This window comes from Anaeromyxobacter sp. Fw109-5, from assembly GCF_000017505.1.
In the GTDB taxonomy this organism is placed as follows: Bacteria; Myxococcota; Myxococcia; order Myxococcales; family Anaeromyxobacteraceae; genus Anaeromyxobacter.
In genome coordinates this window covers 3431364-3444888 of the sequence record NC_009675.1, presented here as the reverse complement: position 1 = coordinate 3444888, position 13525 = coordinate 3431364, and the positions used below count along the sequence as shown (strand labels likewise).

Annotated in this window: 9 protein-coding genes; 5 read left to right on the top strand and 4 right to left on the bottom strand. The window is 74.6% G+C overall.

Features of this window, described 5'->3' with window-relative positions; all coding sequences use genetic code 11:
• Window positions 1-155 precede the first annotated feature (155 nt).
• Window positions 156-494: a hypothetical protein gene (locus ANAE109_RS15215; RefSeq protein WP_012097775.1), complete on the top strand. Its 339-nt coding sequence runs from the start codon at window positions 156-158 to the stop codon at window positions 492-494.
• Between the two features lie 20 nt (window positions 495-514).
• On the opposite strand, the gene malQ is transcribed toward ANAE109_RS15215, so the two are convergent.
• The 4 genes from malQ to aceB all read right to left on the bottom strand — a co-directional run bounded on the left by malQ (window position 515) and on the right by aceB (window position 7472).
• Window positions 515-2041: a 4-alpha-glucanotransferase gene (gene malQ, locus ANAE109_RS15210; RefSeq protein WP_012097774.1), complete on the bottom strand. Its 1527-nt coding sequence runs from the start codon at window positions 2039-2041 to the stop codon at window positions 515-517.
• Window positions 2042-2050: 9 nt separating this feature from the next.
• Window positions 2051-2749, bottom strand: coding sequence for a hypothetical protein (locus tag ANAE109_RS15205; RefSeq protein WP_234945155.1), 699 nt, complete (start codon window positions 2747-2749; stop codon window positions 2051-2053).
• Between the two features lie 31 nt (window positions 2750-2780).
• Entirely contained in the window at window positions 2781-4004 is a 1224-nt protein-coding gene (locus ANAE109_RS15200; RefSeq protein ID WP_234945154.1) for a hypothetical protein, read from the bottom strand.
• 135 nt (window positions 4005-4139) lie between these two features.
• A complete protein-coding gene (gene aceB, locus ANAE109_RS26075; RefSeq protein ID WP_012097771.1) occupies window positions 4140-7472 on the bottom strand; it encodes a malate synthase A in 3333 nt (1110 codons plus the stop codon).
• Between the two features lie 196 nt (window positions 7473-7668).
• Here aceB and ANAE109_RS15190 point away from each other — a divergent pair, with 196 nt between their 5' ends.
• From ANAE109_RS15190 to ANAE109_RS15175, 4 genes are all read left to right on the top strand, one after another.
• On the top strand, window positions 7669-9099 hold the full coding sequence (locus ANAE109_RS15190) for a short-chain fatty acyl-CoA regulator family protein (protein ID WP_012097770.1): 1431 nt from the start codon (window positions 7669-7671) through the stop codon (window positions 9097-9099).
• A 166-nt stretch (window positions 9100-9265) separates the two neighbouring features.
• Entirely contained in the window at window positions 9266-9982 is a 717-nt protein-coding gene (locus tag ANAE109_RS15185; RefSeq protein ID WP_012097769.1) for an ABC transporter ATP-binding protein, read from the top strand.
• Entirely contained in the window at window positions 9979-12339 is a 2361-nt protein-coding gene (locus tag ANAE109_RS15180) for an ABC transporter permease (protein ID WP_012097768.1), read from the top strand. Before ANAE109_RS15185 ends, ANAE109_RS15180 begins: the two co-directional genes overlap by 4 nt.
• A gap of 2 nt (window positions 12340-12341) precedes the next feature.
• Entirely contained in the window at window positions 12342-13523 is a 1182-nt protein-coding gene (locus ANAE109_RS15175) for an efflux RND transporter periplasmic adaptor subunit (protein WP_012097767.1), read from the top strand.
• The last annotated feature ends 2 nt before the right edge of the window (window positions 13524-13525 follow it).

Here is a 13525-nt window from a genome sequence, read left to right as displayed (position 1 = left end):
TAGCGCACGCGGAGCGGGCGCGAAGTCGAGGGGGCCCGCTGCGCGGCTGCGCGTAGGTTTCCCCGCCGGGAGGGGCTTCGCCGCGGCTTCGCCCGTCCCGCCGCTGGCGCGGGTGCGCTGTTCGAGCGCCGTGCGACCCGCTAGACTCTCCGTCCATGGCCGCCCAAGTCGTCGCCTTCCTGCTGCGCCTCGTGCTCTCCGCGGGCGTGCTGTGGCTCGCGGTCGCCTGGGTGTCGCCGGCGAACCCGGCGAACACGTTCGGGCGCGCGGTGACCGTCTCGATCGTGCTGTCGCTCGCGTACTACGTGACGCTCGCCAAGTTCCTCTGGTTCCTCGTCCTGCCCTGGTTGCTCTACGCCGCCATCTGGCTGGCCGTGATCATGGGGGCGTACGGGATCGGCTTCTGGCGGGCGCTCCTCGTCGCGATCGCGCTCACGGTGCTCTCGTGGCTCGTCTCGGCGGTGCTGGGCGTCCGCACGTTCCGCGCGGGCTGAGCGCGCCTCGCGAGCCGCCGTCACGCGCGCCCGTAGAGCTCCGCCGCCTCGGCGAGCCGCGCCGCGACCTGCGCCGTGAGCGCCTCCTCCCGGACCCTCCACCGCCAGTTGCCGTCGAGCGTCGCGGGCGTGTTCATCCGCGCCGCGGAGCCCAGCCCGAGCACGTCCTGCATCGGCACGATCGCGGTGTCCGCCACCGAGGAGAGGACGGCGCGGATCATCACCCAGCTCATGTCCCGCCCGTCCGTCCCGAGGTAGGCGCGCGCCCGCGCCTTCTCCCGCGCCACGTCCTCGGCGGTGCGGACGCTGTCGCCGGCGCCGCCCTCCCACCAGCCCATCACCGTGTCGTTGTCGTGCGTGCCGGTGTACGCGACGGTGTCGCGCTCGTAGTTGTGCGGCAGGAACGTCGGCGCCTGCGGATCGTTGCCGAAGGCGAACTGCAGCACCGCCATGCCGGGCAGGCGGAAGCGGTGCCGGAGCGCCTCCACCTCCGGGGTGATGACGCCGAGGTTCTCCGCCACGAACGGGAGCGGGCCGAGCGCGCGCTCGAGCGCCTCGAACAGCCGCGCGCCAGGCCCGGGGACCCAGCGGCCCTCCTCGGCGGTGGCGGCGCCGGCAGGGATCTCCCAGTACGCCTCGAAGCCGCGGAAGTGATCGAGCCGGATCCGGTCCACGCGCGCGAGCGTCCCGCGGATGTGCTCCATCCAGCTCCGGAAGCCGTCGCGGGCCACCGCCTCCCAGTCGGGGAGCGGATTCCCCCAGAGCTGGCCGGTGGCGCTGAAGTAGTCGGGGGGCACCCCGGCGACGACGGTGGGCTCGCCCCGCGCGTCGAGCCGGAACAGCTCCGGGCGCGACCAGACCTCGACCGAGTCGTGCGCGACGTAGATGGGCAAGTCGCCGAGCAGCGCGATCCCCAGGGCGCGGCAGCGCGCGCGCAGCGCCTCCCACTGCCGCGCGAAGCACCACTGCGAGAACACCTCGGCGAAGATCGCGGTCGCGTAGCGCGCGCGCGCGGCGTCGAGGGCGCGCGGCTCGCGGCGCGCGAGCGGCTCCGCCCAGCGGGTCCAGGGCCGGCCCTCGTGCGCGTCCTTCAGGACGGCGAACAGCGCCCAGTCCTCGAGCCAGTCCGCCTCGCGCGCCCGGAACGCCTCCAGCTCGGCGCGCGCCTCGGCGCCCGCGCGCGCGGAGAAGGCCGCCGCCGCCCGGCCGAGCCGCTCGCGCTTCCACGGGCCCGCCGCCTCGTACGCCGCCCGGTCCGGGGGCCCGGCGGGCGCCCCGGCGAGCTCGCCGTCCTCCAGCCACCCCTCGTTGCGGAGCGTCTCGAGCGAGACGAGCAGGGGGTTCCCGGCGCGCGACGAGAGCGCCTGGTAGGGAGAGTCTCCGAAGCCGGTCGGGCCGAGCGGCAGCACCTGCCACAGCCGCTGGCGCGCCTCCGCGAGCCACGCGGCGAACCGGTGCGCTCCGGCGCCGAGGTCGCCCAGGCCGTGCGGGCCGGGCAGCGAGGTGGGGTGGAGCAGGATGCCGCTGCGGCGGTCGCGCGGGGCCATGGGGGCGGGCTAGAGGTGCTGGACCTTCGACTCCTCGGGGGCGCGGGGCTCGCCGGGGCGCGGCTCCGCGCGGGCCTCGCGATCGAGCGCGCGCGACACGGCGTCGCGCGCCCCGAGCCCCACCGCCAGGGCCACGGCCAGCACGATGCCGCCGACCACGATGGTGAAGGCGATGGTGGGGAGCAGCCCGCCGACCCCCACGTGCTCGAGCGCCATCGCGGCCGCGAGCACGAGGACCAGCCACTTCACGGCGAGCGCGATGAGGCGCGCCTGCCGGATCTGCTGGTTCACGGCGTTGATGAGCGCGCTCCGCTCGAGGAAGCGGGCGATCCCGATGCCGACGAGGAGGATGATCGCGCCCAGCACCAGCTTCGGCAGGAACACGAGGAGCGACAGGCCGAACGCGCTCACCGTGCTCGCGCCCAGCACCTCCAGCGCGAGGGCGAGCCCGGTCGCGATGACCACCCAGTAGGCGCCCCGCGCCACCATGACCGAGGGCTCGTGGCCGGGCGAGAGGTCGCGGCCGGAGGTCATGCCCCACTCGCGCGCCCGCCGGTCGAAGCCGATCCGGGCGAGGGCGGCGCGCAGGATCGCCCGGATGACGAAGGCCGCGACGACCGCCGAGACCACCACGATGAGCATCGCGACGATCCCCGGCAGGTCCGCGGCGAGCACCATGCGCAGGCGCTCGAAGGCCTCGTCCAGCACTTCTCGTACGCGTTCCCACATGGCCTCTCCCTCACGGGTTGAAGCGATCCGGCCAGCGCCAGCGCGAGATGAGGTAGCGCTTCTCGTCCTCGAACACGGCGCACAGCCGCTCGACGCGCTCGTCCGCCGCGTCCGGGCCGAGCGGCGCGACCTCGTTCACGAAGCTCGCGACCCAGCCCAGGTAGATGGGGGTGAGCGAGCGGAGGAGCTGGCGGCGATCCATCGCCTTGAAGCGCCAGCCCACCGCGAAGTCGTAGATGACGCGCGCCCAGATCGCGTCCGGCATGCGGAAGCTCTCGGGCGGCGAGCGGGGGATCCGCTGGAGCGCGAGCAGCGTCTGCGGCGGCAGCACGACGCTCCAGATCGGACGCAGGTCGCGCCAGCCGAGCGCGAAGGCGTCCACCAGCGGCGCCACCGCGGGCGCGGCGACCGGCTCCTCGGCGAGGTGCTCGTCCCCGAAGGTCGCGACCGCCGCGGACTCCCGCACGCGCTGCCAGTGGTGCGCGTGCACCTCCATCTCGTGGAAGATGAGGTCGAGCACGCGCGCGAGCGCCTCCGACACGTCCTGGGGCTGGGCCGCCGGGCGCGGCCGCGGCCCGATGAACACCTGCGCGATCCGCACCTCCCGCGCGAGCGCCTTCGACACGCACCACAGGTCCTCGCCCGCGTGCGCGGGATCCGTCCGCCACTCGGTGTCGGAGAGCAGGTGCTGCGCGAGCCGCCGCGACAGGACCAGCTCGCGCCCGAGCGGCTGGCGCAGGCGCTGCCCGAACAGGGCGCGCGTGAGGGGATAGACGACGCCCGTGACGAGCACGCCCTCGAGCCGGCCGCGGGCGTAGGAGGGGACGACGAGATCGAACCCGCCGGAGAGGATCGGGTCGAGCAGCGCCCGCAGCCACGCCGCGTCCGCCGGCCGGGGCAAGGGCTCGAGGAGCGCGCACGCGGGCGCCTCCCGGGCGATCGCGATCTCGAGCAGCGTGGGGAGGGCCGCCTCGGGCCCGGTATGACCGCCGGTGTAGACGGCCGGCGGGTGGCCACGCTCCGCGGAGGCGAGCGCGGCGTCCGCCGTCGTGGCGCCGCTCGGGTTGCCGGTGAGCACCACGGCGAGGGCGGGGCGCCCGGGAAAGGCCTGCTGCAGCCCGGACTCGAGCGCGAGCGCGGCCTCGCTCGCCGCCGTCACGTCCGGCTCCGCGGGCACGCCCACGACCACGTCGGGCCCCGTGGGCTCGTTGGGTCGGGACGACGGCTCCAGCACGAGAGACAACGTAACCCCTGACGGCGGTTTCTCCCCGCGGAAAGTTCGGGCTTCCCGCCCGGCGCTCGCACGCCCGCGGGTGGCCCTCGCGGGGCGGGCGGTGGGGGGAGGCCCCCCGCCCGCCCAGCCTCATGATCAGTGGAGCGCCCGCGCGAGCACCATCTCGCGCGCCTCGTGGTCGCGGACGCGAGCGCCGAGCGCGCCGGCGAGCGGCGCGAGGTCGGAGGACGTCGCCTGGCCCTTCGTCCGCTCGCGGAGCTGCTGCAGCGTCCCGAGGAGCTCGCGGTGCTCCTCGATCATCCCCGCCACCAGCGCGCGGTACTCGGGCGAGGTGGCGCTCAGGAGGCCGTAGAAGCCCTTCTGGTGCTCCTCGTGCGCGAAGTGCTCGGTGAGGAGCTGCGTGAGCGACTCGAGCGCCGCGGTGACGGCGGACAGGTCCTTCGCCTCGGCGAGCCGATCCACGAGCGCCTCGATCCGCGCGTGGTCCTCGTGCAGCGCCGCCTGCACCTGCTCCGCGGCGTGCGTCCGCCCGGTCTTCCCCGCCGCGGTGAACTGCGCCGCCTCGGTCGAGCCCTCCAGCGCGAGGGTGGACGCGGTGCCGCCCGAGACGGCCGTGGCCACGAGGTCGAAGTACCCCGTGCCCACCTCGCGCTGGTGGCGCGTGGCGGTGTAGCCCTGCCGCTCCGCCGCGAACTCCGCCTGCTGCAGCTCGGTGTAGGCGGCCATGCCGCGGTCGCGGTAGCCGCGCGCCAGCTGGAACATGGAGTGGTTCAGCGCGTGGAACCCGGCGAGCGTCACGAACTGGAACCGGTAGCCCATCGCGCCCAGCTCGCGCTGGAAGCGCGCGATCGTGGCGTCGTCGAGGTTCCGCTTCCAGTTGAAGGAGGGGGAGCAGTTGTACGCGAGGAGCTTGCCGGGGAACTTCGCGTGGAGGCCCTCCGCGAACCGCCGCGCCTCGTGCAGGTCCGGGGTCTGCGTCTCGCACCAGATCACGTCGGCGTACGGCGCGTAGGCGAGCCCGCGCGCGATGGCCGTCTCGAGGCCCGGCTTCATCCGGTAGAAGCCCTCGGGGGTGCGCTCGCCCCTCTCGATGAAGGGCGCGTCGTACGGATCGACGTCGCTCATCACGAGCTTCGCGCCCTCCGCGTCCGTGCGCGCGACGAGGATCGTCGCGACGCCCATCACGTCGGCGGCGAGGCGCGCCGCGTTCAGGGTGCGGACGAACGTCGAGGTGGGCACGAGGACCTTGCCGCCGAGGTGGCCGCACTTCTTCTCGGAGGCCACCTGATCCTCGAAGTGCACCGCGGCGGCGCCCGCCTCGATCATCGCCTTCATGAGCTCGAAGGCGTTGAGCGGACCGCCGAAGCCCGCCTCGGCGTCGGCGACGATGGGCGCGAACCACCAGGTGCCGGCCTTGCCCTCCGCGTGCTCGATCTGGTCGGCGCGCTGCAGCGCGCGGTTGATGCGGCGGACCACCTCGGGGACGGAGTTCGCCGGGTAGAGGCTCTGGTCCGGATAGGTCTGCCCCGCGGTGTTCGCGTCGGCGGCCACCTGCCAGCCCGAGAGGTAGATGGCCTTGAGGCCCGCCTTCACCATCTGCACGGCCTGGTTCCCGGTGAGGGCGCCGAGGGCGTGGACGTAGGGCTCCGAGTGGAGCAGGTCCCACAGGCGGTTCGCGCCCAGCTGGGCCAGGGTGTGCTCGACGCGCACCGAGCCGCGGAGGCGCTCCACCTCGGCGCGGCCGTAGCGCCGGACGATCCCCTCCCAGCGCCGCGGATCCGGGTGCGGCGGCGCGGGCGAGTCGGCGCCGGCCTCGGCGCCCCCCGCGAGGAGCCGCTCCCGCTGCTCGCCCTCGGCCTCGAGCAGCTCGTAGGCGGGCAGGGTGATGAACTCGACGAAGTCGGCCTGCGTGCTCATGCGCTCGAACAGCGCGCGGGCGTCCTCGAAGCGGCCGCCGTGGAACGCCGCGTCGCCGACCTCGAGGCGGACGCGGTCCATCTCGTCGGCGAGGACGGTGCGGAAGCGCTCGACGGTGAGCGGGGAGCCGTCGTCCAGCGTGACGCCGTGGTGGATCCACTGCCACGCGAGCGAGCGCGAGATCTCCACGGTCGCCGCGTCCTCCATGAGGTCGTAGATGGGGACGCAGCCGGTCCCGCGGAGCCAGGCCTCGAGGTACTGGACGGAGACGCGGACGTTGTGGCGCAGGCCCGCCTCGGTGCGCGGGCCCTCGGCGACCTTGAGGAGGTCGCGCGCGCTCACGTGCACGTCCTCGCGCTTGCGGTGGAGCTGGTTGGGGGTCTTCATGTGCTGGTCGAAGATCGCCTTCGCGATGGGGACCAGGCCCGGGTGCGCCACCCACGTGCCGTCGTGGCCGTCGGTGACCTCGCGCAGCTTGTCGGCCCGGACCTTCGCGAGGGCGGCCTCGTTGGCCGCGGGGTCGTCCTTGATCGGGATCTGCGCGGCCATGCCGCCCATGGCGTGGACGTTGCGGCGGTGGCAGGTCTGGATGAGGAGCTGCACGTAGGCGCGCAGGAACCCCTTGTCCATGGTGATGTGCCCGCGGTCCGGCATGACGTGCTTCGGATCGGCGCGGAACCGCTTGATGGTCGAGAAGATGTAGTCCCAGCGCCCGCAGTTCAGGCCGGCCGAGTGCTCGCGCAGCTCCCACAAGATCTCGTCCATCTCGAACGCGGCGGGGATGGTCTCGATGAGGCACGTCGCCTTGATCGCGCCGCGCGGGAGGTCGAGGCGGTCCTCGCCGAGGGTGAAGAGCTCGTTCCAGACGCGCGCCTCGAGGTGGCTCTCGAGCTTTGGACAGTAGAAGTAGGGCCCCGAGCCCTTCTCCCGGAGGCGCCGCGCGTTGTTCCAGAGGTAGAGGCCGAAGTCCCAGAGCGCGGCGGTGGCGGGCTTGCCGTCCACGAGCGCGTGCCGCTCCAGGAGGTGCCACCCGCGCGGCCGCACCATGAGGACCGCGGTCCGGTCCTTCAGGCGGTAGTGCTTGCGGGAGTCCGGCGCGGTGTACTCGATGGTGCCATCGACGGCGTCCCTGAGGTTCACCTGGCCCTCGACGACGTTCCGCCAGGTGGGGGAGTTCGAGTCCTCGAAGTCCGCCATGAAGACGTTCGCGCCGGAGTTGAGCGCGTTGATGATCATCTTACGGTCCACCGGGCCGGTGATCTCGACCCGGCGGTCCTGCAGGTCGTCCGGCAGCGGCGCCACGGTCCAGGCGCCGGCGCGGATCTCCTCGGTCGCGGAGAGGAAGTTCGGCCGCTCGCCCGCGTCGAAGCGGCGCTGCATCTCGCGCCGGCGCTCCAGGAGCTGCTCGACCCGGGGCCGGAAGCGGCGCACCAGGTCTGCGACGAACTGGAGCGCGTCGGGCGTGAGCACCTCCTCGGCGCGGGGGGGCAGGGCGCCTAGGAGCTCCATCCCGGGCGGAAGGGTGAGCGGCTTCGACTCGGTGTCGGGCATCGTGCGGTGTCCTCCAGTTCGCCAGAAAGGTTGTCGTGATTTGGATCAAGGTCAATACCTCCAGGGATTACACGCCGTTAAGCTGCCCAACGCGTGTAAAGCGCACCTGTCACACGGTGGATGTTGAAAATGTCGGGGTGCGTCAACAGGTTGGCGATTGGGAGCCCGGCCTGTCCCGACCTGAAGGAGGCGCTCCATGCGGGATGCGGCCCACCTCGGAGCCAAGGTTCGCTCGCTTCGACGACAGCGCGGCCTGACCCAGGCGCACCTCGCGGAGCGGCTCGGCATCTCGGCGAGCTACCTGAACCTCATCGAGCACAACCGGCGCAGCCTGTCCGCCCCGCTCCTCATCAAGCTCGCCGACATCCTCGACCTCGACCTCAAGGCGCTCTCCGCGGAGAACCACGCCCGGAGCGTGGCCGATCTCATGGAGGTCTTCGGCGATCCCATCTTCGACGCGCACGACGTGACCAACGCGGAGGTGCACGACCTCTGCGCCGCGACGCCGAACGCCGGGCGCGCCGTCCTCACGCTGTACCAGGCCTACCGCGCCGCGCGCGAGGCGGCGGACACCCTCGCGGCGACCCTCTCGGACGGCGATCTGTCCGGGTTCGACTCCTCCCACCTGCCCACCGAGGAGGTCTCGGAGCTCGTCCAGCGCCACATGAACCACTTCGCCGAGCTGGAGGAGGGGGCGGAGGCGATCTGGCGGGAGGCGCGCATCGATCGCGACGATCTCTACGCGGGGCTGGTGCGCTACCTGGCGGAGCTGGGCGTGCAGGTCCGCGTCGTGCGCGCCGCGGAGCTGCAGGGGGCGGTGCGCCGCTACGACGAGGAGTCGAAGGTGCTCTCCCTGTCGGAGGTGCTCCGCCGCGGCAGCCGGAACTTCCAGCTCGCCTACCAGATCGGCCTGCTCACCATGGCGGGCGTGCTCGACCGCATCGCCGCGGACCGGCACCTCACGAGCGAGTCGTCGCGCGCCCTCGCCCGGGTCGCGCTCGCCAACTACTTCGCCGCCGCCGTGCTCATGCCCTACGGCCCGTTCCTCGAGGCGGCGCGCTCGGAGCGCTACGACATCGACCTGCTCGGCCACCGCTTCCGGACGAGCTTCGAGCAGACCTGCCACCGCCTCACCACCCTGCGCCGCCCGGGCGCGGAGGGCGTGCCGCTGCACCTCGTGCGCGTCGACATCGCCGGCAACATCTCGAAGCGCTTCAGCGCCTCCGGCCTGCGCTTCGCGCGCTTCTCCGGCGCCTGCCCGCGCTGGAACGTGTTCGAGGCCTTCACCACCCCGGGCCTCTTCCGCACCCAGCTCTCGCGGATGCCCGACGGGGCGACGTTCTTCTGGGTCGCGCGCACGGTGAACCGCGAGGGCGCGGGGTACCACGCCCCCCGCTCGGTGCTGGCGCTCGCCATCGGGTGCGAGGCGTCGCGGGCGAAGGAGCTCGTCTACGCCGACGGGGTCGACCTCGAGAGCCGCGAGGCGGTGGTGCCCGTGGGCGTCACGTGCCGCCTCTGCGAGCGGATGGACTGCGAGCAGCGCGCCTTCCCGCCCCTGCAGCATCCGCTGAACGTGAACGCCAACGTCCGCGGCGTGTCGTTCTACGCGCCGGTGCGGGGGCCGTAGGGGCTGCACCCTCGACGGCGAAGTCCCGACCTCGACCTCGACCGCGCTGGGCGCGATCGCGGCCGCGCCCGCCCGCTCCCTCTCCTCCGTGCCCCACCCAGGTCCGCGCTGCTGCGCGCATTGACGCGTGCGCGGGCGGGGCGGAGCATCGAGGTGGCGAGGGGCCATGACCGACGTGCGGCCAGCCGTCTTCCGCGCCCGGGGGATCGAGAAGGTCTACCGGATGGGCGAGGTGGAGGTGCGCGCGCTGCGCGGGGTGGACCTCGAGCTCCACGAGGGCGAGCTCGTGGTCCTGCTCGGCCCTTCGGGCAGCGGCAAGTCCACGCTCCTCAACGTGCTCGGCGGGCTCGACGCGCCGACCGCCGGGACGGTGCGCTGGCGCGATCACGATCTCGCCACGCGCGACGACCGGCTCCTCACCCGCTACCGCCGCGACCACGTGGGCTTCGTGTTCCAGTTCTACAACCTCGTCCCGAGCCTGACCGCGCGCGAGAACGTCGCGCTGGCGGCGGAGATCTCCGAGCACCCCCTGCGACCCGAGGAGGCGCTCGAGATGGTCGGGCTCGGATCGCGCCTCGACCACTTCCCCGCGCAGCTCTCGGGGGGCGAGCAGCAGCGGATCGCCATCGCGCGCGCGGTCGTGAAGCGGCCGGACGTGCTGCTGTGCGACGAGCCGACCGGCGCCCTCGACGCCGCCACCGGACGGCTGGTGCTGGAGGTGATCGAGCGGGTCAACCGGGAGGTCGGCACGACCACCGTGCTCATCACCCACAACGCGAGCATCGCGGACATGGCGGACCGCGTGATCGCCCTCTCCGACGGCCGGATCGTGCGCGAGCAGCGGAACGCGAGGCGGCGGTCCGCGGCGGAGCTGTCCTGGTGAGGGCCCTCGATCGCAAGCTGCTCCGCGACCTGCGGCGCCTCGCGCTGCAGGCGGTCGCCATCGCCGCCCTGGTCGCGTGCGCCGTGGCGCTGCTCGTCGGCTCGGTCGCGACGTACCGCGCGCTCGAGCGCAGCCGGGCCCGCTACTACGACACGCACCGCTTCGCGCAGGTGTTCGCCGAGGCGCGGCGCGTCCCGGAGCCGGTGCGCGAGCGCCTCGCGGAGCTGCCGGGGGTGGCGACGCTCGAGACCCGCGTCGTGGGCGGTGCCACGGTGACGGTGCCGGGCTCCGGCGAGCCCGCCACCGCGCGCGTCCTGTCCCTCCCGCCCGGCGAGCCGCAGCTCAACGTGCCCTACCTGCGCGCGGGGCGCGCGCTCGCGCCCGGCGCCCTCGACGAGGCGCTCGCGTCGGAGGGCTTCGCGAAGGCGAACGCGCTGGCCCCGGGCGCGGTGCTCGACCTCGTGGTGAACGGGCGGGCGCAGCGAGTGCGCGTCGTGGGGATCGCGATCTCGCCCGAGGTGGTCTACGCCATCCGCCCGGGGGACGTGTTCCCCGACGACCGCCACTACGGGATCCTCTGGTTGCCGCGCGAGGCGCTGGAGGCCGCGCTCGACCTCGAGGGCGCCTTCGACGAGGTGTCGCTCCAGCTCGCGCCGGGGGCGCGGGAGGAGGCGGTCGTCGCCGCGGTCGACCGCGTGCTCGCGCCGTACGGCGGGCTCGGCGCCTACGGGCGGGGCGAGCACGTCTCTCACCGGTTCCTGACCGACGAGATCTCGCAGCTGAAGGCGGTGGCGGCGGCGCTCCCGGTCATCTTCCTGGGCGTCGCTGCCTACCTGGTCTCGCTCGTGATGTCGCGCCTCGTGGCGACCCAGCGGCAGCAGATCGGGATGCTCAAGGCCGTCGGGTACGGCTCCGGCGAGATCGGGCTGCACTACGCCAAGCTCGTGGCGCTCGTGGCGGGCGCCGGGGCCGCGCTCGGCGCCGCCGGCGGCGCGGCCCTCGGGCACGGCCTCGCGCGGACCTACGCCGACTTCTACCGGCTGCCGGTGCTGGTGTTCGAGGGAGACGTGGGCGTCGTGGCGCTCGCGGCCGCGCTCGCGGTGGGTGGGGCGCTCGCGGGCGCGCTCGGCGCGGTCGGGCGCGCGGTGCGGCTCCCGCCCGCCGAGGCGATGCGCCCGGCCACGCCGCCCACCTACCGGCGCAGCGCCCTCGAGCGGCTCGCTGGGGCGCGGCTCGCCTCGCCCGGCGCGCGCATGGTGCTGCGGGACGTCGCGCGCCGCCCGGCGCGGGCCGCCCTCTCGGCCCTGGGGCTGGCGTTCGCCATCGGCATCCTCGTCGTCGCCTTCTTCGCGGGGGACGCGTTCGACGTCATGTTCCTGCGCGTCATGGTCGAGGGGCAGCGGCAGGACGGCACCGTCACGTTCACCCACGCGCTCGCCGGGGACGTCGAGGCGGAGCTGCGCGCGCTCCCCGGCGTCCGCCGCGTCGAGCCGTTCCGCGCGGTGGCGGCGGTCCTCCGCAGCGGCCACCGGACCCACCGGACCCCGCTCCTGGGCGTGGACCGCGACGCGGCCCTGACGCGGCTCGTGGACGGGGACGGGGCGGTGGTGCCGGTCCCGCCGGCGGGGATCGTCCTCTCGAAGAAGCTCGCCGAGATCCTGGGCGTCGTCCCGGGCGACGCCCTCGAGGCCGAGGTGCTCGAGGGGCGCCGGCCCAGCCTCCGTCTCCCGGTCGTGGCGACGGTCGAGGACTACCTGGGCGTGCAGGCCACCGTCGATCGCGCCCACCTCGGCGCGCTGCTCGGGGAGGGCGCGCTCGTCTCCGGCGCGCACCTCGCGATCGACCCGCGCCATCTGCCGGAGGTCCAGGCGGAGCTGCGCGCGCGGCCCAACGTCGCCGGCGTCACCCTGCGGGCGGCGGCGGTGGCGGCGTTCCGCGCGCTCATCGCCGAGCTCCTCGGCCTCTACCTCGCCGTCATCGCCGTGCTCGCCCTGACCATCGCGGCGGGCGTGGTCTACAGCTCCACGCGCGTGACGTACTCGGAGCGCGAGCGGGAGCTCGCCACGCTCCGGGTCATCGGCTTCACGCGCGGCGAGGCCTGGCGGCTCCTGGCCGGCGAGATCGCGCTGCACGTGACCGCGGCGGTGCCGGCCGGCTTCCTCGTGGCGTACGCCTTCGTAGCGTACACGGCCAGCGCGACGAGCACCGACCTCTACCGGCTGCCGACGACGATCGCGCGCCCCACCTTCGCGACGGCGGCGCTGGTCGTCGCGAGCGCCTCCGCCCTCGTCACGCTCGTCGCGCTCCGCTGGATCCGCCGCCTCGACCTGGTCGAGGTGCTGAAGTCGAGGGAGTGAGCATGGCCGTCCGCCCGACCCGCGCCGCGCTCCTCACCCTGGCCGCCGCCGCGCTCGCGGGCGCGGTCGCGCTCGCGCTCCGGCCCGGGCGCGTGCCCGTGGAGGTGGGCACCGTCGCGCGCGGCCCCATCCGCGAGACCGTCGACGGCACCGGCAAGACGCGCGTGCGCGAGCGCTTCGTCGTCTCGGCGCCGGTCTCGGGGCACCTCGAGCGGGTCGCGCTCCGGCCCGGGGATGAGGCCGAGGCGGGGGCGGTGGTGGCGGTCGTGACCCCCGCCGCGTCGGCGCCGCTCGACGCGCGCACCCGCGCGGAGCTGCAGGCGCGGCTGCGAGTCGCGCGCGCGGCGCAGGAGGAGGTGCGCGCCGCGGCGGACCGGGCCGGGGTCGAGGCCGCGCAGGCCGGCCGGGACCTCGCGCGCGTCCGGGCGCTCGCCTCGGGCGGCTCGGCGTCCGCGTCCAGCGTGGAGACCGCCGAGTCGGCCGCGCAGGCCGGGGCGCAGGAGGCCGGCAGGGCGGAGCACGCCGTCCGCCGGGCGGCAGCCGAGGTGGAGGCGGCGCGGGCCGCCCTGGCGGGCGCGTCGGCGCGAGGGGGAGAGCGCGTCCCGCTCCGCGCCCCCGCCTCGGGACGGGTGCTCGCGGTGCTCCGCGAGAGCGAGGGGCCCATCGCCGCGGGAACGCCCATCCTGGAGATCGGCGACTGCTGCGCGCTGGAGGTGGAGGTGGAGCTCCTCACGACGCAGGCGGTGCGCGTCTCGCCGGGCGCGCCGGTGGAGATCGTTCGCTGGGGTGGTCCTGGCACGCTCGCCGGGCGCGTGCGCCGCGTGGAGCCGGCTGCCTTCACGAAGGTCTCGGCGCTCGGCGTGGAGGAGCAGCGCGTCCTCGCGATCGTGGATCCGGTGGGGGAGGGCTGGAAGCGGCTCGGGGACGGGTTCTCGCTCGAGGCGCGCGTGGTGGTCGCCGCCCGCGACGACGCCCTCCTCGTGCCGGCGTCGGCGCTCTTCCGCAAGGGCGACCGGTGGGCCACCTTCGCCGTCGAGGGCGGGCGCGCCCGGCTCCGCGAGGTGACGATCGCGGAGCAGGGCGAATCCCACGCGGCGATCGCGTCGGGCCTCGCGGAGGGCGACCGCGTCGTGCTGCACCCGACCGACGCGCTCGCCGGCGGCACGCGCGTCAGGGCGCGGTGACC

Bases quoted from the DNA above. Each gene is read 5' to 3' on its own strand.
- ANAE109_RS15215 (WP_012097775.1), top strand. From the start codon at position 156: ATGGCCGCCCAAGTCGTCGCCTTCCTGCTGCGCCTCGTGCTCTCCGCG.
- malQ (WP_012097774.1), bottom strand. From the start codon at position 2,041: ATGGCCCCGCGCGACCGCCGCAGCGGCATCCTGCTCCACCCCACCTCG.
- aceB (WP_012097771.1), bottom strand. From the start codon at position 7,472: ATGCCCGACACCGAGTCGAAGCCGCTCACCCTTCCGCCCGGGATGGAG.
- ANAE109_RS15190 (WP_012097770.1), top strand. From the start codon at position 7,669: ATGCGGGATGCGGCCCACCTCGGAGCCAAGGTTCGCTCGCTTCGACGA.
- ANAE109_RS15185 (WP_012097769.1), top strand. From the start codon at position 9,266: ATGACCGACGTGCGGCCAGCCGTCTTCCGCGCCCGGGGGATCGAGAAG.
- ANAE109_RS15175 (WP_012097767.1), top strand. From the start codon at position 12,342: ATGGCCGTCCGCCCGACCCGCGCCGCGCTCCTCACCCTGGCCGCCGCC.